Origin of the sequence: Sphingobacterium zeae, assembly GCF_030818895.1 — a bacterium.
Lineage (GTDB): Bacteria > Bacteroidota > Bacteroidia > Sphingobacteriales > Sphingobacteriaceae > Sphingobacterium > Sphingobacterium zeae.
In genome coordinates this window covers 4,636,625-4,663,273 of sequence record NZ_JAUTBA010000001.1, presented here as the reverse complement: position 1 = coordinate 4,663,273, position 26,649 = coordinate 4,636,625, and the positions used below count along the sequence as shown (strand labels likewise).

General features: G+C 39.5%; 24 protein-coding genes. 11 read left to right on the top strand and 13 right to left on the bottom strand.

The window, feature by feature from the left end; translation table 11 throughout:
- Positions 1-390 precede the first annotated feature (390 nt).
- The 3 genes from QE382_RS19550 to QE382_RS19540 all read left to right on the top strand — a co-directional run bounded on the left by QE382_RS19550 (position 391) and on the right by QE382_RS19540 (position 6,715).
- Positions 391-3,633 carry a SusC/RagA family TonB-linked outer membrane protein gene (locus QE382_RS19550; protein ID WP_307187393.1) on the top strand — a complete coding sequence of 1,081 codons (3,243 nt, stop codon included), beginning with the start codon at positions 391-393 and terminating at the stop codon, positions 3,631-3,633.
- An 11-nt stretch (positions 3,634-3,644) separates the two neighbouring features.
- Positions 3,645-5,180 (top strand): RagB/SusD family nutrient uptake outer membrane protein, encoded by a 1,536-nt coding sequence (locus QE382_RS19545; protein ID WP_307187392.1) that lies wholly within the window; start codon positions 3,645-3,647, stop codon positions 5,178-5,180.
- A 299-nt stretch (positions 5,181-5,479) separates the two neighbouring features.
- The gene (locus QE382_RS19540; RefSeq protein WP_307187391.1) at positions 5,480-6,715 is read left to right on the top strand and encodes a porin; all 1,236 of its coding nucleotides are present in this window, start codon (positions 5,480-5,482) and stop codon (positions 6,713-6,715) included.
- Positions 6,716-6,800: 85 nt separating this feature from the next.
- Here the strand turns inward: QE382_RS19540 and QE382_RS19535 are convergent, their stop codons facing one another.
- Both QE382_RS19535 and QE382_RS19530 read right to left on the bottom strand, forming a co-directional pair.
- Positions 6,801-7,382 carry an NAD(P)H-dependent oxidoreductase gene (locus tag QE382_RS19535; protein ID WP_307187390.1) on the bottom strand — a complete coding sequence of 194 codons (582 nt, stop codon included), beginning with the start codon at positions 7,380-7,382 and terminating at the stop codon, positions 6,801-6,803.
- A 58-nt stretch (positions 7,383-7,440) separates the two neighbouring features.
- The gene (locus QE382_RS19530) at positions 7,441-8,007 is read right to left on the bottom strand and encodes a Crp/Fnr family transcriptional regulator (RefSeq protein ID WP_307187389.1); all 567 of its coding nucleotides are present in this window, start codon (positions 8,005-8,007) and stop codon (positions 7,441-7,443) included.
- Between the two features lie 341 nt (positions 8,008-8,348).
- On the opposite strand from QE382_RS19530, the gene QE382_RS19525 reads away from it, so the two are divergent.
- The 4 genes from QE382_RS19525 to QE382_RS19510 all read left to right on the top strand — a co-directional run bounded on the left by QE382_RS19525 (position 8,349) and on the right by QE382_RS19510 (position 10,273).
- Positions 8,349-8,774 carry an organic hydroperoxide resistance protein gene (locus QE382_RS19525; RefSeq protein WP_209576543.1) on the top strand — a complete coding sequence of 142 codons (426 nt, stop codon included), beginning with the start codon at positions 8,349-8,351 and terminating at the stop codon, positions 8,772-8,774.
- 3 nt (positions 8,775-8,777) lie between these two features.
- Entirely contained in the window at positions 8,778-9,146 is a 369-nt protein-coding gene (locus QE382_RS19520; RefSeq protein WP_307187388.1) for a DUF1304 domain-containing protein, read from the top strand.
- Between the two features lie 12 nt (positions 9,147-9,158).
- Positions 9,159-9,794 carry a nitroreductase family protein gene (locus QE382_RS19515; RefSeq protein WP_307187387.1) on the top strand — a complete coding sequence of 212 codons (636 nt, stop codon included), beginning with the start codon at positions 9,159-9,161 and terminating at the stop codon, positions 9,792-9,794.
- Between the two features lie 113 nt (positions 9,795-9,907).
- A complete protein-coding gene (locus tag QE382_RS19510; RefSeq protein ID WP_307187386.1) occupies positions 9,908-10,273 on the top strand; it encodes a MarR family winged helix-turn-helix transcriptional regulator in 366 nt (121 codons plus the stop codon).
- Between the two features lie 193 nt (positions 10,274-10,466).
- On the opposite strand, the gene nudK is transcribed toward QE382_RS19510, so the two are convergent.
- From nudK to QE382_RS19495, 3 genes are all read right to left on the bottom strand, one after another.
- A complete protein-coding gene (nudK, locus tag QE382_RS19505; RefSeq protein WP_307187385.1) occupies positions 10,467-11,048 on the bottom strand; it encodes a GDP-mannose pyrophosphatase NudK in 582 nt (193 codons plus the stop codon).
- A gap of 116 nt (positions 11,049-11,164) precedes the next feature.
- Positions 11,165-12,394 carry a hypothetical protein gene (locus QE382_RS19500; protein ID WP_307187384.1) on the bottom strand — a complete coding sequence of 410 codons (1,230 nt, stop codon included), beginning with the start codon at positions 12,392-12,394 and terminating at the stop codon, positions 11,165-11,167.
- Positions 12,395-12,540: 146 nt separating this feature from the next.
- Positions 12,541-13,491 carry an SIR2 family protein gene (locus QE382_RS19495; RefSeq protein WP_307187383.1) on the bottom strand — a complete coding sequence of 317 codons (951 nt, stop codon included), beginning with the start codon at positions 13,489-13,491 and terminating at the stop codon, positions 12,541-12,543.
- 666 nt (positions 13,492-14,157) lie between these two features.
- On the opposite strand from QE382_RS19495, the gene QE382_RS19490 reads away from it, so the two are divergent.
- Complete coding sequence (locus QE382_RS19490; RefSeq protein ID WP_293955720.1) at positions 14,158-14,652, top strand: N-acetylmuramoyl-L-alanine amidase; 495 nt, start codon at positions 14,158-14,160, stop codon at positions 14,650-14,652.
- Complete coding sequence (locus QE382_RS19485; RefSeq protein WP_293936993.1) at positions 14,639-15,001, top strand: hypothetical protein; 363 nt, start codon at positions 14,639-14,641, stop codon at positions 14,999-15,001. The genes QE382_RS19490 and QE382_RS19485 overlap by 14 nt, the downstream gene beginning before the upstream one ends.
- 119 nt (positions 15,002-15,120) lie before the next feature.
- Here QE382_RS19485 and QE382_RS19480 read toward each other — a convergent pair whose 3' ends face one another.
- Positions 15,121-15,561, bottom strand: a complete 441-nt coding sequence (locus tag QE382_RS19480; RefSeq protein ID WP_307187382.1) for a hypothetical protein — start codon at positions 15,559-15,561, stop codon at positions 15,121-15,123.
- A 334-nt stretch (positions 15,562-15,895) separates the two neighbouring features.
- On the opposite strand from QE382_RS19480, the gene QE382_RS19475 reads away from it, so the two are divergent.
- Positions 15,896-16,702: a hypothetical protein gene (locus QE382_RS19475; protein WP_209576526.1), complete on the top strand. Its 807-nt coding sequence runs from the start codon at positions 15,896-15,898 to the stop codon at positions 16,700-16,702.
- Between the two features lie 341 nt (positions 16,703-17,043).
- Here the strand turns inward: QE382_RS19475 and QE382_RS19470 are convergent, their stop codons facing one another.
- The 3 genes from QE382_RS19470 to QE382_RS19460 all read right to left on the bottom strand — a co-directional run bounded on the left by QE382_RS19470 (position 17,044) and on the right by QE382_RS19460 (position 20,131).
- On the bottom strand, positions 17,044-17,547 hold the full coding sequence (locus QE382_RS19470) for a hypothetical protein (RefSeq protein WP_293885379.1): 504 nt from the start codon (positions 17,545-17,547) through the stop codon (positions 17,044-17,046).
- A gap of 444 nt (positions 17,548-17,991) precedes the next feature.
- A complete protein-coding gene (locus QE382_RS19465) occupies positions 17,992-19,095 on the bottom strand; it encodes an NAD(P)-binding domain-containing protein (RefSeq protein WP_307187381.1) in 1,104 nt (367 codons plus the stop codon).
- A gap of 13 nt (positions 19,096-19,108) precedes the next feature.
- Positions 19,109-20,131: an LLM class flavin-dependent oxidoreductase gene (locus QE382_RS19460; RefSeq protein WP_293887659.1), complete on the bottom strand. Its 1,023-nt coding sequence runs from the start codon at positions 20,129-20,131 to the stop codon at positions 19,109-19,111.
- 178 nt (positions 20,132-20,309) lie between these two features.
- Here QE382_RS19460 and QE382_RS19455 point away from each other — a divergent pair, with 178 nt between their 5' ends.
- Positions 20,310-20,906 (top strand): HD domain-containing protein, encoded by a 597-nt coding sequence (locus tag QE382_RS19455; RefSeq protein WP_307187380.1) that lies wholly within the window; start codon positions 20,310-20,312, stop codon positions 20,904-20,906.
- A 116-nt stretch (positions 20,907-21,022) separates the two neighbouring features.
- On the opposite strand, the gene QE382_RS19450 is transcribed toward QE382_RS19455, so the two are convergent.
- The 4 genes from QE382_RS19450 to QE382_RS19435 form a co-directional block, all read right to left on the bottom strand.
- Positions 21,023-21,571, bottom strand: coding sequence for a GNAT family N-acetyltransferase (locus QE382_RS19450; protein ID WP_307187379.1), 549 nt, complete (start codon positions 21,569-21,571; stop codon positions 21,023-21,025).
- Between the two features lie 200 nt (positions 21,572-21,771).
- On the bottom strand, positions 21,772-23,271 hold the full coding sequence (locus QE382_RS19445; protein WP_307187378.1) for a SusD/RagB family nutrient-binding outer membrane lipoprotein: 1,500 nt from the start codon (positions 23,269-23,271) through the stop codon (positions 21,772-21,774).
- 10 nt (positions 23,272-23,281) lie between these two features.
- Positions 23,282-25,060, bottom strand: coding sequence for a TonB-dependent receptor domain-containing protein (locus tag QE382_RS19440; protein ID WP_307188043.1), 1,779 nt, complete (start codon positions 25,058-25,060; stop codon positions 23,282-23,284).
- Positions 25,061-25,085: 25 nt separating this feature from the next.
- Positions 25,086-26,639: a TonB-dependent receptor plug domain-containing protein gene (locus tag QE382_RS19435; protein WP_307187377.1), complete on the bottom strand. Its 1,554-nt coding sequence runs from the start codon at positions 26,637-26,639 to the stop codon at positions 25,086-25,088.
- Positions 26,640-26,649: the final 10 nt, after the last annotated feature.

The following is a 26,649-nucleotide window of genomic DNA, read 5'->3' as shown; positions in this document are numbered from 1 at the left end:
GGTTTGGATAATTGTAGTAGTTGTTTTTGCATTTAAGCGTTTTTATGCCCAATTTTAGTGAAAACCTTCTTATTGTTTGACTTTATTTGAGTTTTATAATGCGTTCTTTATAAAAAGCGTGTTTACTTTAATTCGTTAGTTAAATTTTAATATTTTAAATTTACGCTGTTTTTTTATTTTTATTTAAAAAAATGAGGCAATATGTTGCAAATTTAAAAATCTTGTTTATCTTTGTTTTAACAAAATTTTAACATCTATCGTTGAGTTTTGTCACACTAACTGTATTAGCCTGCTGGGCTCATCACTTTTGAAAACATATATTAAAAGTTCCTTTGGTGCTTTTATCGTATTTAGTTAGATAAACTACTTATTTTAAACAAACATAAACATATGAAACACAAACTACTCAGTTTTTTCGTGGGGAGTATGATCCTGTCTTCTGTTGCCTTTGCGCAAGAGAAGAAAATCAACGGTCGTGTAACCGGAGCTGACGGCAAACCGTTGGTAGGCGTCACAATTGCTGTACAGGGATCAAATATTGCCACTCAGACAGATGCAAATGGAAAATATTCATTATCAGTGCCTGTGGGTAAAATAATCGTTTTCAGATCTGTCGGCCACGCGGACAAAACAATTATTGTTAAAGAGGGACAATCCTTTTTTAATGTTGCGCTAGAGAATCAAAATACAGCATTGGATGAGGTGGTAGTCGTTGCTTATGGGACTGCGAAAAAAGAATCAGTAACAGGATCTGTAACATCTATCTCAGCAAAGGATATTGAGAAGAGACCTGTTACCAATGCTTTTGCAGCATTAGAGGGATCTGCCGCGGGTATTCAGTTAAATAATACTTCTGGAATGCCCGGCGATGAACCAAGTATTCGAATTCGTGGATTTTCATCGCTCAATGGATCGAATGATCCATTATATGTGGTTGACGGTGTGCCTTTTGGTGGTAATATCTCAGATATAAACCCAAATGATGTTGAGAGTATTTCTGTATTAAAAGATGCTTCTTCTTCCGCATTGTACGGAAGTAGGGCAAGTAACGGAGTTATTATCATTACAACCAAGAAAGGAAAAGCGGGACGTTCACAAGTTAATATTACGACAGATCAAGGATTCTATTCGAGAGGTATTGCTGAGTATGATCGTGTAAATGATCGGCAGTTTATGGAAGCAATGTGGACAGGGTACAGAAACAATTTGCTGACAACTAATGCTAAGACTTACCCGACTGTTGAACTAGCCAACGCTGAAGCTTCAAAGTCACTCGTTAGTAACTATCTGAAGTTAAATATTTATGATAAAGATGATGACAAACTATTTGATGCAAATGGAAAATTGGTTTCTGATGCACAGATAAAAAGCGGTTATCGTGACGATTTGGATTGGTTTAGCGAAGTGGATCGCGTCGGACATCGCCAAAACTACAATATCGATGGTACTACTGCGACTGATAAGGCTAAAGTGTTTTACTCAACAGGGTACTTAAACGAAAAAGGATACATTAAGAATTCTGGACTAAAGAGGTTTACTGGTAGACTAAATGCGGAATTGCAAGCCAAAGATTGGTTCAAATATGGATTCAACCTAGCTGGATCGCATCAGATTTCAGATAGAATAAGTGGTTCTACAGACGACGCCAGTTCTTTTGCAAATCCTTTTAATTACGCACGATCCATTGCACCAATCTATCCGATTCACTTGCATAATGAAGATGGTAGCTATAAACCAGATCTATTAGGAAACCGACAGTATGATAACGGGGAGTCGACAAGATTGCAATATGTTGGCCGCCATACAATTTGGGAAAATGAATTGAATAGCGATCAGACGATTCGAAATACCATGAACGGGAGAGCATTTTTGGAATTCAAATTCCTAAAAGATTTTACGTTTACGATAAATGGTGATCTGAATGTGCGTAACTCAGAGCGACGCACATATAATAATGCTATTATTGGTGATGGTGTTGGGCAGGGGCGTGCCGCAAGACGTATCTATCGATACAAAAATTATACTGCCCAGCAGTTGTTAACATGGAACAAGGATTTTGGCGCGCATCACGTCGACGTATTGGCAGGTCATGAAAATTTCTATGATAACATGAGTTATCTATATGGTTATAAAACGGACGAGATTTTCGCGGGAAAAACAGACATGATTAATTTTACGAAGATCACTTCTTTGTATGATTATCAAGAGGATTATCGTGTTGAAAGTTACTTATCACGTGCCCGATATAATTATGATGGTAAATATTTTGCGGAAGCATCGTTTAGAAGAGATGGGTCTTCAAGGTTCAGTCCTGAAAACCGCTGGGGTAATTTTTGGTCTTTAGGAGGTAGCTGGATCGTGTCTAAAGAGGATTTTTTCAAGGATGCTCTAAATACCGTGAATAATCTAAAGGTGAGAGCTTCTTATGGTGAAGTGGGAAACGATGAAAGCGCCAAAAAATATGCGCACCTTTCTCTCTATGCGCTCGATCAAAATGCGAATGCGGGAGCCGTTTACAAAAGCCAGATTCCTTCTCCTGACCTAATTTGGGAGACATCAAGCTCATTTTCTGCAGCAATAGAGGCACGATTGTTTAAACGTGCCAACTTAAGTGTCGAGTATTTCAATAAACAGTCGAAAAATCTAATCTTCGACCTTAATTTACCGCTATCTGCTGGACCTAACTCCACGACTACAGCTGTATCAACAGTAACTAAAAATATTGGTTCGATGGCAAATCGTGGTATCGAATTAACTTTCGATGTTGATGTATTGAAAGGTGATGGATGGAGATGGAATGTTGGAGCAAATGCGACTTGGTTAACGAACAAGATTTTAAGTTTGCCAGAAGAGAATAGAGAAAACGGTGTCATCACTGGAAACTTCAAGTGGGTTGAAGGCGGGGGACGTTATGATTTTTGGATGTTTAAATTTGCAGGGGTAGACCAAATGACTGGCCGTTCACTATACTTAGCAGATACTGAGCGTTTTAATGTTAACGGATCTGCGCCTGGTAAAGCAGAGATACCTACAGCTGAGCTTATCGAAATCAATGGTAAATACTATGTTACTAATGCATCTAGCTATGGACGGAGAGATTGGTCCGGATCAGTTATTCCAAAAATGAATGGTAGCTTCAATACGAATTTCGAGTATAAAAACTTTAGTTTTTCGGCCTTGTTTACTTACGCGATCGGCGGAAAAGTTTATGATTCATCTTACGCTGGTTTAATGAGCATGTCAGGTACTCCTGGAGCATTACATAGCGATATTATGAATTCCTGGTCTGGTGTTCCCGATGGTATGACATCAACATCCGTAAATAGATTGGATCCCAATGGAATTCCTGCAATCAATTTTTCGCAAAGTAATATGAATAATTACACAAGCGATCGTTTTCTGACCGATGGATCATACCTCGTGGTAAAAAATATATCGTTGGGTTACCGTTTGCCAAAACAGCTCATCAATAGAATAGATCTATCATCGGTTACCGTCGTAGCAGGAATAGAAAATTTGGCAACAATGACAAAACGTAAGGGTATGAATCCGCAGCAGCAATGGAATGGTATCAGTACAAATGCTTGGGTAACTCCGCGCACAGTGTCTTTTGGTGTAAAAGTTGGATTATAAGAATTTAAACAATGAAAAAAATTAATTATATAAAGTTATTAGTACTAGGTATTGTATCGCTCTCTTCCTGTAAAAAAGACTATTTAGATACGCGGCCTACGGATTCGGTTGAACATTCTGAAGTTTTCGCAACAACAAAAAGTGCTAAAGTTGCAGTCAACGGTCTGGCGAAGATGATGACACAACAATATCTGAGTAGTCAGGGATTCAATGGTGAGGGAACAATCAAAATGTACTATGGTAATTATCCTGGTAACAATTTTTTTGTTAATCTTAGCGGATGGGCTGATATCATTAATGCGAATTACAATCAAAACCTTACTAGTATTTATTTATACTACCCGTGGTATTATTATTATAAACTTATTGTAAATGCAAATGAGATCATATTAAATATCGATGCAGCAGAAGGTCCAGATTCGGAAAAGCAATTTATCAAAGCCCAAGCGCTAACTTTTAGGGCATATAGCTTCATGATGTTGGCGCAAATCTATGGAAATCGGTGGAGCGACTCTAATAATGGTCAAACGGGAGGTCTAGTGTTAAGAACGGATGTTTCTACTGGTGATATGCCTTTGTCAACGTTGGGACAGACCTATGATTTAATCTATAAGGATCTGAATGAAGCAATAGGCTTATATGAAAAGGCTGGATTAAATCGCGAATCGGGAAAAAACTTTCAGGTAAACAAAGATGTTGCATATGCTGTTTTTGCTAGAGCAGCCCTAAATAAGGAAGATTATGCTAGTGCGGAAAAGTATGCTGTTCTGGCCCGTGCAAATTATAAGCTGATGACTAATGCTGAATACAAAAGTGGATTTTACGATCCTAATGGTGAGTGGATTTGGAGCAGTTATGGTGCCGCAGATGAAACCTTGTTCTTTTATTCGTTCCAATCATATATAGCTTATAACTCTAGCGCTAGTGCAGCAAGAACAACTCCAAAATGTATTAGTCGGGAATTGTTTAACGAGATTCCGAAAACAGATATCAGAAGAGATCTGTTTCTTGATCCTAAAAGCGATGCGTATACAACTGCAACGGGTATTGCTGGTGCTGCTATGAAAGCTAGAGCTTTTCAGACATTCCCAGATTTGCAATCGACAGCCGTTCCGTATGCTTATATGAATTTCAAGTTTAAAGCCAAAGACTTACCGGGAGTTGGTAATCTAAATCATTTTAGAGCTGCTGAGATGTATCTAATAGAGGCTGAAGCAAAGTATTTTCAAAATAAACCAGCTTCCGAGATTCAATCAACTTTGAACGCTTTAAATGCTACATCTGGCAGAGATGCTAATTACAACTGTACAAGAACCGGTGTTGCATTACTAAAGGAAATTAAACTGTATCGCGCGATTGAACTTTGGGGTGAAGGATTTGACTGGTTTGATATGAAGCGATGGGGAGATCCTATTGTTCGCAATGCATTTGCAAACGGCGGTAATTTCTTGACATCATTGGCGGTTACCATCAATCCTCAAGATAAAAACAAATGGACGTGGTCTATCCCACTTCGCGAAAGTGATTACAATAAGGGATTAGAATAATTTTAGCTGCTAATCTTTACGATAAAATGGCCGATACAACTTGTACCGGCCATTTTATTTTGAAGATAATACGTATGACGTGGAAATATTCAATCCCATGGCTTTTATAAATAGGTCGTTTATTACCAAATCATTAATTTTATGTATATAAATTAATAGACTAACAATTTATTAATATTAACTTAATATTGGGAATCTATTTTTACGCCATTAAAAAGATGATGTGATAGAAGAAGGAAAAATGATTCTATTGGTATCGTGTCATCACAAGCGAAAAAGACAATTTATTCAAAATTCTCATGAAAAAAGCACTTTTACTCTCAGCTCTGATAAGTCCTGTTGCAGCGCTTGCGCAAAATAATAATGCGCCTTCTAGCTACGACCCACATGATATCAAAATCACGGGATACCTTCAGACACAGTTTCAAAAGGCGCAGTCCCCCGGAATAACTTCTTATTCGGGAGGTGATTTTTCAAAGAATTCGGACAATAGATTTATGATCCGCAGGGGGCGTCTTAAAATCGACCGTGTAGACACTTACTCCAGTATTGTATTCCAGTTGGATGCAACCCAGGATGGAGTACAGCTAATGGATGCATTTATCCAGTTACGACACCCTAGCCAGAAAGGCCTGAGTTTGACTGCTGGTCTTTTTAATAGACCATTTGGATACTCCATCGTATATTCTTCAGGATATCGGGATTTCCCTGAAAGGGCACGGGTATTTCAAACGTTGATGCCTCGAGAACGTGACCTAGGGGGGATGGTTAGCTACCATCCGGGAGGTAAAGCTAAATTTCTGAACCTCGATTTAGCATTGGTTAACGGCAGCGGGCATTCCGCTAAAGATTATGATTCAAAAAAAGATCTGATCGGTAATCTAGCTTTTAAATTCGATAGTCTTGCGGATAAAAAAATCCATTTTGGATTCGGTGGTTCGTTTTATAAGGGTTCTGTCCGTAACGATACCAAAACTTACTATACGGCCAACAATAACGGATACAGTGCGCATACCAGCGATGAAAATGAGGGCAAAGCCATCGGTAGAAATTATTATGGGGCAAACTTACAACTCGAGCTTGATAACAGCTTCGGTAAGTCTAGCTTTAAAACAGAATATGTTGCTGGTGATCAGCCTGGTGTTGCAGGTGGTGTAGATATCAAAGGTCCTTATGCGAGTAGAAGTTTTACAGCACAACCGACAACAGACCTTTATCAACGCAAATTCAACGGTTACTACCTTTGGTTAACACAGGAAATCGGGCGTACAGGATTTACTGCAATGGTTGCATACGATGTATATGACCCAAATACCAAAGCAAGTGGTTCAACGATTGGCATGGCCGGTAATTTTACGGCTGATGGTGATGTCAAGTTTAGTACACTTGGCTATGGACTCGCTTATCAGTTTAGCAATAGACTCAAGTTTACGGTCTATAATGAACATGTCACCAATGAAGCGACAAGTTTGCCAAACTTTTCAGCAGATCTTAAAGATGATGTATTTACAGCTAGAATGCAGTACCGCTGGTAAGCTGAAATGGATCCGAACTTGCGGTTGGATAAAAATTAATCACCACCCTCTCTTTTAAAGATTCGGCAAATTCATCGGATTGAGCTTATGCCTGTCTGTAACCGAGCTGCTGTACTTTATGTAGCCATTTGTCCCGCTGAATTGAATCCGAAGTTTTGATAATGCCTATGTAGGTGACTTTTACGGGTGATATTCCACAAAATTGCAATGTTGATTTTTTTAGTTGATTAACGCTGGGACTACCGTATATCAGCGTGTAATACCAACTCGGCTGATCAAGTGTCGTAATGATTCGAGCGGACTTACCTTTTAATAATTTGTCCCAAAAAAGCGAGTTTTCACGGTATTGAAATGCCATTCCAGGTAAAAAGAGTCGATCAATAAAGCCTTTCATCAAGGCGGGGAGGCCACCCCACCAAACGGGATGTACCCACACCAGGTGATCGGCCCATAGGATGTCTTCCCAGGCAAGCTGTAGGTCTTGTTCAAGTTCAGTCCGTTTGCGATAACCAAATTGAAGATTTGGATTGAAGTCTAGGTCGATGATATGGATCGTTCGTACAACAGCTCCGGACGCTTCTGCACTTTTTTGATAAGTATTTGCAATGGCAAAATTGAAAGACTCCCGATTTGGGTGTCCATTGATAATAAGTATTTTTTTGTCCATGACCTTGTATTATAGCACAAAAATAGTCATACGAATACTGTTGTTATAGGACAAATGTCTAAAAAGAGATCTGATTGCGAATGCGACTTAAATGACGTTGTGTGATACCTAAGTAAGACGCAAGATAGTGTAAAGGAAGCTGTTGAATAAACGCTGGATGATCTTTGATTAAATTAGCATAACGTTGTGACGCGGTCTCTTTTTGTAATTGAAAGACACGTTTTTCGAGCTCGAGATATTGCTCTTCAGCAATCATTTTAAGGTACGTCATCCATTTCAGATTATTGGAGGCAAGCTTGTTAATGATATTTTTTCTGATCACCCATAGTTCAACAGGTGTAATCGCCTGCATGTTCTCTACACTTGGTCCGCCCGTAATGAAAGAGGAGTAGGCCGCTATCCAAGTATTCGGAAAGCGGAAACAATACGTAATATCCTCTTTATTGACGCTACTATAAAAGGAGCGGAAAATCCCTGACTGTATTAATGCAACCTCATGACAGCGCTGATTTTCTTTGATGAAAAAGTCATTTTTATTCAACTTTTTGTATTCGAAAAGATCGACAATTTGATTGATCTCTTCTTCCTCAAAGAGACCAATAGAGCGGAAATATGTTGCTATCATGGATTTCAAACTTAGCGAAATTACTGTCTTTATGCAAAATAGATTCAGTTTTGTTGCGAAACCTAGCTATTGAATATTCATTCCGCTATATGAAATATTCATTCCACCGGATACGTCAATGCGTGTCCATCGCTATCTTGTATTCTGGATAGAAAGGAAAGATGCAACTGGTTCCTTCTACGATGTAAATTATACCGTTTATTAACTGAAATTGTTTTCTAACTTCAGGCGGTAGTTCCATTGACAATAATTCTCATTTCAATGTAAATTACCATATTATATTTTGCACAATATAATTTCTTGATGTACATTTGTATGGTCAAATTAAAACAAATTAAAATATGAAAACGTTATATAATATCGGTGCGACAGCAAAAGGCGGACGAAACGGGCAAGTAAAAAGTGAAAATGGCGTATTGGACTTAGCTGTTCGTATGCCTAGAGGTCTTGGCGGCGCCAATGACGATTATGCTAATCCGGAAATGCTTTTCGCAGCGGGGTATGCGGCATGCTTTGATAGTGCTTTGAATTTGGTGATTAGATCAGAAAAGGTTAAAACAGGTGAGACATCTGTAACTGCTCATGTCAGTATAGGACAATTGGAAAATGGTGGTTTCGGTCTCGCCGCTGAACTACATGCAAATATTCCTGGTGTAAGCGTTGAAGTTGCACGAGAATTGATTGAAAAGGCACATCAAGTTTGTCCTTATTCAAATGCCACAAGAGGTAATATAGAAGTTAAATTGACAGTATCAACTAACGAATAATAGATGAATAATTTGGCCAATGTGCTTACAGCACTTGTACTTTTAGAACATGTATACATTGTATGGATGGAAATGTTTGCTTGGGAAACAGCTGGAAAACGCAGCTTCGGAAAAGCTCTTCCTGCTGAGCTCTTCAAACCTACTAAGGGGCTTGCTGCAAATCAAGGCTTGTATAATGGTTTTTTAGTTGCAGGCTTGGCCTGGTCGTTCTTTATCACTGATCCAGTATGGAGTGAAAATGTACGACTGTTTTTTCTAGGATGTGTTCTTGTGGCAGGAATTTTTGGTGGAATTACATCGAGCAAAAAGATATTCATTGTACAGGGAGTGCCAGCATTGTTGGCTTTATTAGCTGTTATTCTCTCCAAATAAATATATAATTATATGTCATTAATAGAAGATTTAAAATGGCGTCATGCTGTAAAAGCGTATGACCCGGAACAAAAGGTTAGTCAGGAAGATATAGACAAGATTGTGGAAGCTGCTCGTTTGGCCCCTACGTCTTCAGGTCTACAGCCATTTAAAGTGCTTGTCGTTGAGAACCAAACATTAAAAGAGGAGTTGGCTAAGGGAGCACTAAATCCAGAGTGTATGCGTGAATGTTCGCATGTGCTGATTTTCGCTGCATGGGATCGTTATACCGCTGAGCGTATCGATCAGGTGTATGATTATACAACAGACGAACGCGATCTACCTCGAGGACGCTTTGGTTCGTACACCGATAAGCTAAAGTCGATTTATCTAAATGAAGCTGCCGAAAGAAATTTTGCGCATACAGCAAGACAGACTTATATCGCTTTAGGCTTAGCGCTAGCCCAAGCGGCCGAACTTCGCGTCGATTCTACGCCAGCGGAAGGTTTTGATAATCGCATCGTGGATGAAGTATTGGGACTGGAAAAGCTCGGTTTAAAGAGTGTATCATTAATGTATATTGGGGTAGCAGACTCTTCCCGCGATTGGATCTCAACGATGAAAAAAGTTAGAGTATCCAAAGAGGATTTTGTCGTTGAATATAAATAGATGGGCGCTGCTTGCTCAATCACTTGAAAACTCGATATCTTTGTAGGATGGACGACTTATTAAAATTAGATAAACAGCTTTGCTTTTCAGTTTACGTGTTGCATAGGGAAATTATGCAGCAATATAGAGCTATTCTTGAAGAGATTGACTTGACCTACCCACAATATATCACCATGATGGCATTATGGGAAAATGGTGAGCAGACGGTAAATCAATTAGGAAGTAAGCTATTTTTAGATAATGGAACACTTACACCGCTATTGAAACGTCTCGAGGCCAAAGCCTTGCTCACCCGAACACGAAGCAAATCTGATGAGCGAGTGGTAAAAATCAAACTGACGAAGCAAGGATTGATGCTGAAAGAAAAAGCGAGTTGTATTCCTATGCAGATTTTTCAAACGTTAAACCTTGAGTATGATGATATGGTCCAACTCAAGTCTTTAGCTGATAAAATCGTTAATAATTCGGGTAAACGCTAGGAGTTTTTCATATGGAATAAGCAAGGACTGGACGAGATATAATTTCGTTCTGTTCTTGCTTATCTTACTTTAAAGAGTACTTGAAAATGGAAGTCCTTACTATATGGCAACTACCACAGATTTCGAGTGCTCCAAGTTTATTTTTGCTGAAATTGGCTATTTTGCTTGAAAGGGCTATAAACATGCTGTATGCCTACAAGATATTTTTCAGTTTAATATATTGCAGCAACATAATAGTTTTTCCATCTTTGATTTCACCTGTATCAATCATGTGTAAAGCATCCTGAATTTTAATTTCAAGGATCTCTATATGCTCTTCTTCTTCTTCAAGTCCACCTCCATCGCTAACTTTCATATTGGTTGTATATTCTGCTATAAAAAAATGCAATATCTCGGTTACTGACCCGGGGGACATGTAGGCTTCAAATATCTTTTGTGCTTCCTTGACCTGGTAGCCCGTTTCTTCTTCTGTTTCTCTACGGATGCAATCTTGCGGTGAATCTCGGTCAAGTAATCCTGCGCATGCTTCTATCAGCATACCCGATTCGTTGCCATTGATGTAAGTCGGGATTCGAAATTGTCTGGTCAATATAACGGTCTGGGAACTGATGTTATAAAGCAGAATAACCGCGCCATTACCACGGTCATAAGCTTCCCTACTTTGTTGCTGTATTGTACCGTCGGGTTTGCTGTATTGATAGGTTACTTTCTTTAGCGTGTACCAATTATCTGATAGTATCTCGGTTTTTATAATTTCAATATCTTTTATTGCCATTTTTAGTGCGTTAAAGTAAAATAGTAAAAATAAAGATTGCAATCCAAATGAAGCAGGAAAAGCTAAAAGGTGCTTTGATATCTTTCGCTGCTTTCTATGGCGCTATCTAATGGACTTTATTTAAGACCATTTTCCAATACCTGTTTATCGATCGTGAACTCACGATAGCCAAAGGCACCGGACTTGTAGCCAATAACGGCACCGAACTCAATATTTTTTGAGGAAGCTATCTTTGGGAATACAGAAGAGCGGTATACATTAGCGGAAGCTAAAGGTTTTTCAAAGACCCGAAAGTGTATGCCATCCTTTGAATATGCTAGGTAATTCATATCTGAGGTGAATCGATCTACATTTCCGATTGCCAGACATAAGAAATAATATCCATCGATATAAGAGCCTTGTAAATGCCAAGTTGAATATCCCTTACTAAACTCCAGCCAAGGTTTGTTGATAAATTCAATCTTTTTGCTATTCCGATAAGTGGTAAAGTCTAATCCATTTGTAGAAACACGCGATAGGATATTCGTTATAATAGGCGTTTTATAACTCGGCATGAAATCTACTTCGTAGCTTGTTGTTATATTGGCGGCATTATTTACAAAGGTTGGAGATAGGATGTGGTTGTCTTGAAAGGCTGCGGGTTCATTACTATTATAAACAAGTTCCAGGGGAGTCCAGTCAATTCCATTTTTCGATGTTTGCCTTACAATAACACGTTCAGCTTCTTCGTTTAATTTCCTATTATTATTGTCGCTTTTAGCGCCCCATCTTTTCAGAATTTTGCTGGAGAAAAAGCATCCCCTATAATATAGCTCAAATTCCTTTCCGTTGAAATTCCAATCAACATCAGACCAATAGCCTTGATTTGGACTACCATCTTTTTGGATGAAAGACTCTTCTAATGGTGGGCGCCGCTGAATAGGATTGATCATCCCAGCTGGTGTAATCCATTCTTTTCCGTCGTTAGATGCAACTATAGTTGGGTTTTCGTAAAGTGAGGCTGTTCTGTCTGAGCCTATGATTCCGAAATAAGGCGTGAATACCATCCAATATTTGTATCCGTTGAAACCCTTTGGAAAATACTCCACATCGGGATGGCAATAACTCGCGTTATTTCCAGAAATATCGCGTACCAAAGATGGTCGCTCTTCACCAGGTTCATTTGCATTGGCAATTGCACTAATTTTTATACTAGCAATATCAGTTGTAAAACCTGCTGGGACTGGTAGTTTATCTCTTTCTGTGATCTCAGGATCGGGCGGTACAATACCTGGGTGAATATCTCTCTTACAACTAACAAATAATGTTAGGCCCAAAAAGAAATAGGCAATTCTTTGAAACGACATAGAGAGTTCTTAAAAATAAATATCGACGGTTAATATGTTATGGCCTTACAGTTCCTTTAAATTGCAGGAACTAAAAGCAAAAGTGATTTATTTTTTTTATTTCTCAAAATCAATCTGAAAATATTATTCTATGTTTCTATTGTTTGCTATTCTCTACTGGAAAGCTCGTATCTTTTTCTCACTGCTGCTAATACTTTTTTATAATATTTAGTCTTATCGGCTTCGTCAATTACAATAATCTCGACATCATGTGCCTGAAGTAACTGCATCTTATCCTTGGAAAGCGAATACCATTTTTTTGTTGTATAATAAAATAATTGATTTTTAATAAAGCTACTCCGTTTATAATACTTATTACGTGCACGATACGTTAATAGCCACCAAAGATCGATTTCCACAAGATCTAGAGAGAGACCAAAGATGTGGATATCTTGCGTAAAAAATAGATCAATCCACGATTGTAGCTTGGTTCCTTTTTTCTGATTCAACCTTTTCATCAAGGAATCTTTGTAGACAGTTTCTGAACTGTAATTTGTTCCATTAACGACATAATCCCTCATTTTTTGCAATTGACCACAATAATGCTCATAACCGAGATTAATGGAAGAGGGATTTAGACAGTCACCATGAATATGCCAATAGGTTTTATGTTCACTTTCATGCCTGCGAAAGATGCTGTATGTTGTTTCGCGGATTAAACCAGTATTACGTGTGCTGGTTTGACCTTCTAAACTAAAATCATAATTTGTGGTTATGATGTTTTCGATTGGTATCTCCCGAATTAACTGGTGTATTTCGTTTTGCTTGATCTGCGAAACACAATCGGAGATATAACTTTTAAGTTCCCTCTCGTTAATGTGCTGCTTTTTGATTGCGCCAAGGAATATTTCCTCATATAACATGGGGAAGGGTTTGAGTCCATTTTCTAATGAACTGACCTTGTATTTCTCTTTAATATTAGTTAATAAATCGCTCCAGCTGATTCCGGGTGAGATATTATTGATGTCATTCCCAACGAGTAAAGTAAACTTATTCATCATCATATAAATCAAGCGCCATCCACCTATAACCTTGAAGACGATGCCTAATAATCGCATAATTTGTTATTTGATCACCTGTAGCATACAGGTCAATCCAATACTAAAATAATAAATTAAATCCTGAAGGAATATAGTGTACGTTTTTTTTAGTGCGGATCTTGTTGGCTCTTAATCTGGAGATCTTGACATGTTTATATTCATTAAATGCAAGAATATTGTCTGCTAGTGTTTTTAGGTGAGCTTTCTTGCATAGTGTTTTCATCGAGAATCATGCTTTAATTAGCACAATATAGGTTATGGAATATTAGCTGAATATAATTAGCGGGCACTGGCGTTATTCTGCTTATAATTATCAAAAAAGGCTAGGCGAACCAACTTCCTAGCCTTAACGGTATAACTCATCCTATGCTATAACAAACAAATAACAAAGGAGAGAAGGAAATGTTTGATGGCCAGGTTACATTCCGGTATGAGACTTTAACGATGAGATCGTTTTTAGCACACACCATTTATTGTTGCGGTGTTTTTCCAAAATAGTCGGTAAGTGCAACGTACCGACTACATTAATCTGTTATTCCGTGTTTTAATAGCTGACTGCCTTTAAATTTGTAGTGTAGAGAAAGCTAAAAATGCTTTCATTTATCACATTTGATTCGATGCTTATGAAAGCTCGGAGTAATCTAAATACAAACATAAAAGAACTAATTAATAAGGATAAAAGCTATGGAAATTAAAGAAAACAAGCTGTTAGGTGTTTCATATAGAGATACGCCCAATAAAGGTGGTATTATCAAACCTGTTTATATCATCATGCATTATGATGGTGCGCCCAACTCGACTAGTGCTATAGACTGGTTGACAGATTCGCGAAGTAAAGTGTCTGCGCATCTGCATATAAGTCGTACTGGTGTTGTAACCCAAATGGCCCCGTTTAATGTCAGATGCTGGCATGCAGGTTCTAGTACATGGGCGGGGCTAAAGGGGTTGAATACCTATAGTATAGGTATAGAGTTACAGAATAAAGGTCATGAAATCTATACCGAAAAGCAAATCAGTATTGCGCTTGAAGTGTGTCAGGCACTTATCGGTCACTATCCGATTCGGGATATTTTGGGGCATTCAGATATCGCTCCCGGAAGAAAAGAGGATCCAGGGCGACAGTTTCCCTGGGAGAAATTTAAATCATTAATAAAAGGGGGTTGGAATGGACTTACTTGAAATTTTGGAAAAGTTGATTATACCCGTGGCTACTGCTGTTGGAGGATATTTCGTCGGAAAGCCCAAAGAGCAAGCTCAAGTGGAAGCTACAAATGTTGAAAATGCTGGAAAGGTGATCGAGAAATGGGAAGGATATTCGAATAGATTAGCGAAGGATATTGAGCAACTTCGCGCGATTATTGAAGATCTTAATGAAGCGCTACGTCTAGCAAATGATGAACGTATGGCGTGCATAAGGACATTAGCCGATTTGCAAAAAAAATATGATGACCTCATGATACTTTACAATAAGTTACAAATGGAATTAAAGCAGATCAAAAAAGCAAAACTTAGTACAGGCAATGAATAAGTTGTTTGAATCTACATCCCAAGAATAGTCCTTGAGTATTTTTTATCAAGGACTATCTATATGGTTCAATAAGAAGAAGACGAATTTTATCAATAAGTTTAAGATGGACGTGAAATAAATCAATAGTCTTTATTGAAACGCGCATCAATAAGGTAATAATTGGCAATCTGCTTGATCTCCATTTTGAAGTCCCGGTAAAGATCAAATTGGTTGCATGCGCAGATGATGGATTTCTGTAAAATGTCATTATTTATTTTCAAACACGGTCCTAATTCTTTATAAATGGTGCTTTTAACCTTTGTTTTTAGATTAGTAAATTTTTCAGGTTGAAAAATGCGTAAAACAACCGCTATAGCTTTGTAACGATGCTGAATATCGCTATAATTGATATATTCTCCCACGATTTGTTGAATTGGGATGCCCGCGAATTTGCAATAGCAGTCTATCACTTTACTGATTTTAGAAAGATCAGGTTCATAAATCTTATCAATGGATTTTAGTATTTCGGGATGGTTTTCCTTTAAGAAACTCATCATAAATGAATAATATAATGTGTTCATGTGTTGTGAGCTATTTTTTACGTGTTAAATATAGTGTTGCCTCTGTTCTTAAAATCTTATTTTATTTGCGCGGCTTATTAACATCTGTATATTAGCCGCTAATCAATTTATTTGTTAAACAAAGTTAAACTAAATTGTTAATCATTAGGTGTTTTTTTTGATAAATTTTCATGTTATTGAAAAATGATAAACTTATTTGTTTAGTTCTAATAGTCTTATAGTCAGTTGTTTTTATTTTTTTTAATTGTTCTGTTTGTTTAGGTTTGATAAGTTGTGTAACTTTGTGTCAGAATGTTATGTTTTTGTGTAACATTTCTTAAGTACAGTATCAACTATGGAGACTTATTCAAATAATAATTTTGAAGTTTTGCGCCTGGAAATGCGTGTCACAAACCGTGAATTTGCGTCGTTATTAGGTGTCCGCGAACAGGTCTATTCGCGTATTAAAAAAGGTGAGTATCCTATTGGGCTTACGATGAAAACACGAATTCAGAAGGCTTTTCCGCATGTTCAATATGACTGGCTGTTGTATGGAAAAGGGGATAGGCTAGCGACTGTCGCTCCAGTTCAGTCTGACACTATGGCGATGGTCAGTGTGGGAAATGGAAAATCAATAGGGTACTTTTCGGACGATATTAAGTTTATCGATGAAAACAAGAACAATATATTTTTTGAAGTTTCCCCTGGAAGATATTTGATGCAGACAAAACTTGTTACTGAGAAAGCGAAAGCCGGTTATTTATCGGGCTTTTCCGATCCCGAATATATGGACGACTTACCTGCCCATTTTATTACAGTCAATGAGTTTCATAAGGGAGCTTATCGTTCTTTTCAAGTTAGTGGTGACAGTATGACCGATGGTACGGATGCAAGTGTATTGGATGGCGATATTGTTACGGGGCGTTTGATAAAGCCAGAGTTATGGCAATCCAAATTTCATACACATAAATATCGTTATTGGGTAATAGTGCATAAGTTTGAGGGGGTTATTATAAAAGAAATCGCTCATCACAATGTAAACAACGGAATTCTTACGCTTAGATCACTTAACTCGGATAAAAAAAGATATCCTGATTTTGATGTAAGTTTGGATGACGTTGACCAAATTTTCAATGTTGTAGATATTAGTCGCTCTTTATAAGTGCATTAGTTTTAAGGTATTTTTTGGATTTTAAGGTGGATGGACGTTTTATATTTCATTGCTAAAAAATATAGAAATTAAAGCTAATTATGTTAGTTTTAATTTCTATATTTGATCTTAAATTGAACGTCTACGGTCATGTTGCTGTGTGCTATTTTGGCGCTTCTAGTATATATACATGCATCCGGATAGACCGTTAGCATAGCAAGGATATAGGTTGCTCATTATTCAAGCCTGCCCGTAGCGTTCAATTCAAATAGAAGACCGCTATTAAGTTTAGGTTGCTTATGTTTTCGATTGATAAAATGAGCTTATCTTTTGGATTATAGCGGCTATCATTTTTAATTTTTGACAAAACTTACGTCGGTTATTTTATAATTAAAGTTGTCCTTTTCTCGCTCATTTTCTGGCTTCTCTAATTCGCTGTAACGTACTGTACCTTTCATTTTAAATGTTGTATGCGAATCTAGATTGATTTTCTCTCCATTGTCGTCAAATACATAGAAGTTCTTGAGCGTATAATTTTTTTGGTCCGCAGGGATATCAAATAATACACTATTCTTTTCTGTGCCAACAGGTAAAATCACATTGATTACTGTAAATTTTTCTGAACTGAAAGCATGAGATTTAACAACAAAATTCATTTCCATCGTTTTCGATTTGCCAGATGAAAAGGTGAAAGACGGTGCATCAAATTCTCCAACTAACGCAATGGTCTTGTCTTGGTTGTCGTAGTTAGATTCAATAGCTTTTACCGTATCGACAGAGTCGCCATTACAAGATGTAAATAGTGTTAAGCTACAAGATGTTAACAATAATGCTGAAAATAAATGTTTTGTTTTCATGATAAAAATCTATTAATTGAATACATTGTTATTAATCCGCTTAGCCATACTGAATAGCACTATATATATGATGTAGGAAGGTCTGATGATTCAATATTGTCCACTCCATTCTTCCTAGCTTTAGCTTTTATTCAGTAGGGTTCTCTTTATTATTTGTATAAAAGTAATGCATGGATAAATATATCTTAAGGTATGATTTAAATTTGTAAGGAATGAATTTAAATTCGCATCCACAGAGATTTTTTTCGTTTAGAAATGAAGGTACGTGTACAAATCGATTGATGGTTAGTCCTTACAGAAAGTCTATAGGGTTTTTGGTTTAGTTAGCTGTTGACAATTAATATTTTGAGGATTTGTTACCGTGGTGAATAACTTTGATTAAATGCTAGATTGCTATTCCATTGCTGCGCTCTGACTTGATTTGCCAGTTTAGTTTGTTTCGCTCTACATGGTGAGACTGTGGCCGACGTCTGAAAGCGTATTTAGCAATTCTTTGGCTGCGGCACTTCCGGCTCGGTTTGCTCCAATAGTGGATGCTGATGGGCCATAACCCACGAGGTGAATTCTGGGCTCTTTGGCTACCATGGTAGCGAGTCTGCCTGTCATTTGGATTCCGCCTTGGACTTCTTTTGGCAGAACGGCATCGAGATGGCTCAATGAGCTTTTGAAGCCCGTATTCCAAAGAATTACATCTGCTTTTTGCTCTATTCCGTTGTCCCATTTGATTCCCTTTTCTGTTATTTCCTTAAACATCGGAAAACGTTTAAGAACTCCACGCTGTTCTATCTTTTGGATTTCACTAGTATAGGGAAGGCCTGTCACCGCCACTACAGACAAAGGCGGTAGTCCTTGCCTTACACGCTCTTCCACCATCGCAACAGCATGATGACCTGCCATATCATCGAAAGGTCCTTCTCTGAACAAAGGTGGTCGACGTGTAACCCAGGTCGTTGTCGTTATTTGGGAGATTTGGTCCAGTAATTGAATGGCAGAAATTCCGCCTCCAACAACAATCACATGTTTTCCCCTAAAATAGTCTGCAGTTTTAAAATCCTTTGTATGAAGTTGTTCTCCCTGAAATAAAGCTGCGCCGGGATAGTCCGGAATGTATGGGTTTTCCCATGTACCTGTAGCGTTTATAATGCCTAGATCTGAGAAAAGCTCGTTATTTGTGTCGATGTGAAAACGATTATGGTGTGCATAGACTTTGTCTACTTTAACTGGCCGATATACCTGAAGCTCAAATTTCTTCTCATAAAGCTCAAAATAATGGGGGACGGCAGTGTTTGCTTGGACCTCCGTGTCGCTTGTGGATAGCGTTTCTTCGAACGACATACCAGGCAAATCGTGTATTTTATTAACAGTGCTTAAGGTGAGCGAATCCCAACGGAATTGCCAGGCCCCACCTGGGCTAGGGGCTTCATCTAAGATAATAAAGTCTTTCCCGATTGTCAGTCCCATTCTTTTTAAATGATATGCAGCGGAAAGCCCAGCTTGTCCCGCACCTATTACAGCAATTTTTGTTTTGTACCGAATATTCTTTATCATGAGTTCAGAAAAGTTAACGCCAGCCGAGTTCGGGCGCGACATATTTCAAAATAGCCGAAAGGATATGAATGTTATAGTCTACTCCTAACGTATTTGGGATGGTTAAGAGTAATGTGTCGGCTTCTTGGATGGCTTCATCTTGCGCTAGTTCCTTTATAAGTTGATCTGGCTCGGCCGCATAGCTTCTTCCAAAAATCGCCCGCCGGTCTGTTTCGATCATTCCTATCTTATCTTTTTTATCCGCCGCCTGCCCGAAATAGTAGCGATCCAAATCGTTGACCAACGCAAAGATGGATCTGCTAACGGATACCCGGGGCTCGCCGGCATGTCCAGCTTCCTTCCACGCCTCTTTGTATAAGCGGATTTGTTCGGCCTGCTGAATATGAAAAGGCTTACCATTTTCATCATATTTCAAGGTAGAGCTTTGAAGGTGCATTTTATTATGCGCAGCCCATACGGCTGTTGAATTGGACGCTGCTCCCCACCACACACGATCCCTTAAGCCATCTGAATAGGGTTCAAGCCTGAGTAGGCCCGGTGGGTTTGGGAACATCGGATAGGGATTTGGCTCGGCAAAACCGATACCGTTAAGTTTTTCCAAAAACGCCAAAGCTTTCTTCCTTCCCATATCAGCGTCGGTTTCATCTTCGCCTAGGTTGTAACCAAAATAGCGCCAGCCATCAATTACTTGCTCTGGGGAACCTCTGCTTATTCCCAGCTGCAATCTGCCTCCAGCAATTAAATCTGCAGCGCCGGCATCTTCCACCATATAAAGCGGATTTTCATAGCGCATGTCGATTACACCAGTGCCGATTTCAATGTTAGAGGTTTTGGCTCCAATGGCCGCGAGTAAAGGAAACGGGGATGCCAGCTGATTTGCAAAATGGTGTACGCGAAAATAAGCTCCATCTATGCCTATTTCCTCTGCAGCTACAGCTAAATCTATCGATTGCAGCAAGGTGTCACTTGCTGTCTGCGTACGATATGCGGGATGTTTGGACCAATGTCCAAACGATAAAAAGCCTATTTTTTTCATAATCCACAATGGAATTGCATGTCTATCAAATTTAATAAATGTTGCGGTTATTTTTGGTATGCCTACTGTCGGGGCGGTGTCAATAATCTATCATTTTGATCGAAATGATAGCGGATAAATAGGCTATATACGAAAAATAGTAAATTTGTATATTGTTCAATTATATTGTTTTCATCGTATGGAAATTTCGGATAGATTATTAAAACAAATCGAGTTTATTAAAGAGATTGATAAGATTAAATATATACAGCGAAAAACAAAGCTTTTTCATAGCGACCGGCATGAAAATGATGCTGAGCACAGTTGGCACCTTGCAGTGATGGCGCTAACACTTTTAGAGTACGCAGATGAATCAATAGACCTATTAAAAGTGGTCAAAATGGTGTTGATTCATGATATTGTAGAGATTGATGCTGGCGATACTTTTATCTATGATTTGGAAAGAAATCATACCAACACTGATTTAGAACGCTTGGCAGCAGGGCGGATTTTCGGGATTTTACCAAAAGATCAGGCAGATGAACTGATTACACTCTGGGAGGAGTTTGAGTCGGGACAGACGGAGGAGGCTAAGTTTGCACGTGCAATGGATCGTTTGGAACCCCTTTTGCAAAACAGTTCCAATAATGGTGGAACTTGGAATGAGCCCGGAGTAAGTTATGAAAAGGTCTTTGCCAAGAAATCTGTCATCAAAGATGGCTCTACTGCGCTTTGGGCATATGCAGAGAAGCTGATTGATGCAGGAGTTGCTCAGGGAATCCTAAAAAAGCAGTAGTCCCTTTATTAAATTGACATCGGTAATCCTTTCTGGGAGGCTTTCTGTTGTTTTTACTGCTATCTAGATTTAGCGATAAATTTCGACGCGCTTTTCGAAGTTGCAATGAGCTTGCACTAATTAGGCTTATTTTCTATTTGTTTTCTTTTTTCAAACCATTCATCCTTTAAAATTGACATCAGCAGCTTGTCGTGGAATTGGTTATCCCTAAAGCAGGCTTCACGCATTCTACCTTCAAGTTTAAATCCAGCGTTTTCATACGCTTTAATCGCTGCATAATTTGGCTCGGATACGGTAAGCATAATTCTATTAAGTCCTAATGTTTCAAATCCAATAGCGAGAAGTAATTTGGTAACTTGAGATCCTATCCCTTTACCCCAATGTTGACGATCTCCGATGAAAATAAAATATTCTCCGGATCTGTTTGGCTTTGAAATATTACAAATGCCAGCATATCCAATCAATTTATTTGTATCCCCGTTTAAGAAAATTCCACGATTAAAATTTTTTAGATCATTGACAACAGTTAGAAACCAAGCATCGATCTGATCCTTTGAGTGCATGGATTGGAATACAGAAAGTGAATATTTTATCGAAATGTCATCATTGATCCATTCATAAAATGGTGATACGTCTTGCTGAATAAGGGGTTTTAAATTAATCATTATATTGAGTCTTACAGTGTATTGATGGATTATGTTTATTTAATAATGTCGTTATTTCGGTGCAAACATAATATAATCATTGTGTAAAGAACTAAGTCTATCGTTTTGAAAATTTATCTAAAAAACTGCTGTACTACCTATGCTTTAAATCGGTAACGAGAGGGGCTGTCCAATTGGGCAGCCCCATTGATATATTTGTATTATTTTTTGTCCCACCAAACTTTAGACAAGAAAGAATCTCCATTCGTCATTCTGGATGCCGCTTCTTTTAAATTTGTTGCGTTCAACTCAGCTTCTTCACTGGAGTATATTGCCCTACGTGGTATCTGTCCGTTGGTTGAACCTGCATTAGGGCCAGGGGTTAATCTGGGGTATCCGGTACGTCGCCATTCGGCAAAGGCTTCCATGTCCCGGCCAAATAGGTGAATCCATTTTTGGGTCGCTATTTTCTCCATTTTCTGTTCGTCTGTCAAGCTGCTTAGATTGAGCACAGGTTCATATGCAGCGGGGATTGACGTCATATTGTATGGTGGAAGTGCCAGCGCAGCTTTGACACCTTCTGTAAAGAACGTTTGGGCATTTGCAGGTGTAGCACCCCAGCCAAGCAGTGCAGCTTCGGCTTTGTAAAAACAGATATCCGAATACGTAAAGGCATAGCTTGGGATCGGTGCAAAGGTGAGACTAAACCACGTTGATTTATTGGCCGTGGAATAGTTGGCACGAATCAATTGTGACAACTGATTATCCGTTAACGCAACGCCAATACCCTGGTATGTTGCTGTACCATTGAAATTGACAGGCTCGGCAAGTAAAGGAAGCCTTGGGTCATTGTATTCTTTGAGTTTGTCAACCAGAGTATTCGCCAAATAACGTAGATCGGCACTTCCGGTAGTCATTTGACGTAAAATCGGGTTCTGGTTTTCAGCCTGAGCATCGTTGTAGGTCGGTACTGCGGCATTATCACTGTTGCTGGAGAATAGACCGATAGCAGAAGTCATGGCTTCGGTAACCGTTTTCTGGGCCAAAGAAGGATTGGCGTACCGCATGCGCATGCCGAGCTTTAGTTTGAGTGAATTGCCAAATTTTTTCCATTTGTCAATGCTGCCTTTGTAAAAGAAATCTGAGGAGCCGTAAGACAGGTCGCCGCTGGTCAGCCTTGCCATAGCTGCATCGACCTTTTGAACCAGTGCCGGATAGATCTCTTCTTGCTTGTCGAATTTGGGTGTACGGTTAATTTCCTTATTGGATTTTGTAATCTCGGAGTAGGGAATATCCCCAAACAAGTCTGTAAGGCGCTGATAGAGATAGGCTTCATAAAGTTCGGCAATAGCCAGTTTACTTCTCCCTGCTGCATTGTCTTCCTTGCCGCTCAATTCCTGTTTGATCTGAACGATATTGCGGAGCAAGGTGTAGTGCTGCGACCAAATAAGATTTTCGGGTCCTTCAAAATATCGAGAAACAGGCACTACCGGTCCCCCAGCCCAATGTTGGATCCAAGAGCCAAACTTGTTGTTGGGTAGTTCCCCAGATTCCTGAAAAGTACCATCACGTAGAATGCGGGCTATAAGTAAGGAAGGGTCTACAGTGGTGACCGATGTCGGCGGTGTATTGATCCGTTCGAAATCTTTGGTACATGAACCTAATCCTGCCACAGAAATAAGTCCGACGATGAATGTATTTTTAAATAGTTTCTTTTTCATGATAAAGGGTTTACAGACCAACAGTGAGATTAATACCGAATGTGCGCATCATTGGAAGTGAAGTTGATTCAATACCAATCGAGCTATTGTTTACATTGAAAGCAGAAGCTTCTGGTGAAAATCCATCCGTTTTCCGTTGAAAATAAAAGAGGTTACGTCCATACACGCCCAATTTTAGCGAGCTGACGAGTTTATGCGGCATCAGTTTCTTCGGGAAAGAATACGAAAGACTGATTTCGCGCATGGCAATATAGCTCATATCATTGATCATTTCTTCGGATACCATGACCTCTTTGTCACTCGCAACCATGTTCCAATAATCTTGTGCGGCGACCTGCTTACTATTTTTTGTTCCTGTGCTTGTCCAATTGCCTGATCCATCTTTTTGTCCGACCATCCCCTCGGCAATGTAGGTGCCATCTCGTCCTTCTAGGGTCTTCGTTGAAGTACCATAAATAATCTGTTCGCGGTTCGACTGGGAGAAGATCACGCCGCCCTGACGGATATCGACAAGTGCATAGAGATTGAAACCTTTATATTTAACTGTATTGGCAAAACCTCCCAACCAGTCGGGTTGCGCATTTCCAAGATCGGTTTCTACACGTCCGGCTGTGCGCAAAGGGAGTCCAGTGGTAGGGTCGATCAACCTATTTCCTTGCTCATCTTTGATCCACGCAAACTGTGTCCCAATCAGCTGGCCAAATGGTTTTCCGACCTCCGCAACTACGTTTATCCCGCGATCTGTAGCGAGTAAAAAGCTTTCTACGCCCGGGTAAAGTGATTCTACTTTATTCCGGTTGCGGTTATAGTTAAACGTTGTATTCCACTCAAATCCAGATTCGCTTTTTACCGGTGTTGCTCCCAACACAAATTCAATACCTCGGTTGCTAATTTCCCCTGCGTTGATTCTGTTTTTCACATAGAGGCTAGAAGGAGCAATGGGCACATCCAGAATCTGATTCTTTGTTTTGGCCTGATAGTAGGTGAAGGAGAACGAAAGTCTGTTTTTCAGAAATCGCAGATCTGCTCCAGCTTCGATTGATGTAGTCAATTCGTTTTTCAGATTTGGATCCGGTATGATTTCTGTATACGAAGCCATTGGTACACCGCCGTGGGTGTATTGGTTGAGACTATATGCTCCTGTCAATTGATAGGGGTTTCCTGAACTACCGGCCTGGGCCCATGAAGCTCTGATTTTGGCGAAAGACAGTGCGTCAGATTGCCATTTGAACGCATCCGATAAGACCAAACTGGAACTTACACTCGGGTAGAAAAACGAATTGTTTTCCTTTGACAGGGTCGAAGACCAGTCGTTACGGGCAGAGAAATCAACAAACCAATAGTCTTTGTAACTGAACTGGCCCGATAGATAAGCCGAATTAATCTTGGACTCGATCAGGTCAAATATGTAACTATTTGTCGTGGTGTTATTAATGACAAAGAGATTCGGAACAATAAATTGATTACCTGAATTTCCTGTCATACGTAAATATCTATTTTGGTGACTGGCACCTAAGTTGGCACTGAGTTTAATATCGTCGGTCAACTTAAAGTTGGAACTTGCTAGGATGTCAAAATTGTCTTCGCGGGCTCTGATGACCTCTTCCCGAATATCTCCCTTTCGGTTTAAGCTTTGGTAGGTATTGATTGGACGGTAGCGAAACCTTTGATCAGTATAGAAATCGGTACCTCCAGTCGCTGTTACCTTTAGCCAAGAGGCAAAGTCGTAACTCAGACGGAGCAAGCCAATAATGCGATCGCGGCGATCTTCATTGTGATTTTCATGAATGGTCCAGAACGGATTTGCTGTGGAACTATTGGTGGCATATGTTTTTTTCCAATCCTTCCGTCAATCCCGAAAATCCGAGTTGTCTACTGATCTCCTGTGCTGTCCATTTATACTGTGCCAGGATGTCGTTGCCTAGGCTTCGCGGCTGGCTGATGAATAGGTAAGCCGGGTTGTCTGCTGCATCAGCCAGTGTTGGCCGGTTTTGCCCCTTCTGGGCGATATAGTTGGCCTTGATGTCGATGTGAAATTTGTCGGTTATTTTGGCTTGGGTACGTAAACCGAAATTGTTTCTCTTCAGCGTATTGGTGGGAATATAACCCTTTACATCTGTATTGGCAAATGAAAAACGGTAGTTTACTTTGTCGGTTCCGCCATCGATACTGAGGTTGTTGACAAACTGTTTCTCCGTTTGAAAAAACGACGAGTAGGTATCTGGCTTTGGTGTTAACTGTAAGATGTTGCCATAAGCATCTTCATAAGTCTGGCCTTCCATCTTCGCACCCCAGCTTGCCCGTGTCGTACGGTCACGTCCGGCACTCATTTTAGGCATACCACTGTAACCATTTTTCAGCGCTTCGCTCATGGAAACAATGGTGCCATCATCTTTTCTGAAATGTGTAAATGTTCCGTTCAATCCTTGTCCATACACATTTTGAAAATCCGGTAAGACCAGTCCATTGCCCAATGAAAAATCTGTACCATAGCTAAAGCGGGTCTTACCAGCTTTCCCCGATTTCGTCGTGATCAAGATTACGCCGTTACTTCCTCTTTGTCCATAAAGTGCGGCCGCATTCGGGCCTTTTAATACCGACATCGTTTCGATGTCTTCGGGATTGATGTTTCCGATTCCGTCGCCATAATCGGTTCCCCCAGATTGGTTTGGAGACGAAATGTTTTGATTATCAATCGGTACGCCATCAACAACATAGAGCGGCTGGCTATTACCGATAAGTGAGTTGTTACCACGGATGACGACCTTGGATGAACCTCCGGCTCCAGATGCGGCGCGGCTCACCTGTACGCCGGCAACTTTACCCGATAAGGCATTTGCTACATTGGTTTCTTTACCCTGCGTCAGCTCGTCGCCTTTGAGTTCAGCGACTGTATAACCAAGTGCTTTTTTTTCGCGTTTGATACCAAGCGCGGTGACGACAACTTCCTGTAGGTTTTGCGCACTCGATTCCAAACTGATATTGATCGCTAGTTTGTCTCTTTCGGTAATGGTGTAATCCAATAATTCTCTGCTCTTAAAACCAATGGACGACACGCTGATCTGGTAGCCCTGTCCAGCAGGAATCTGGTCGAGTGAAAAAGTTCCGTCAGGTCTGCTGGTTGTTGTTTTTTTCAATCCGCTAGTCGCATTACGTATGGTAACCGTCGCTGAGGGGATGGGCTTTCCTGCTTCATCTTTGATTACTCCGTTAATGGACGCATTTTGTTGGGCATCAGCAAGAAGATAGCTTGTCGACAAAAGCCCCATGAGGCCGAGACGCAGTGCCCAGTTTACGTCGGCTCGAATGTTGGATCTCAACAATAGCATAGTCAGGATACTATGCTTGGAAGGTAAATAATTGTGCATAATTTGTGGG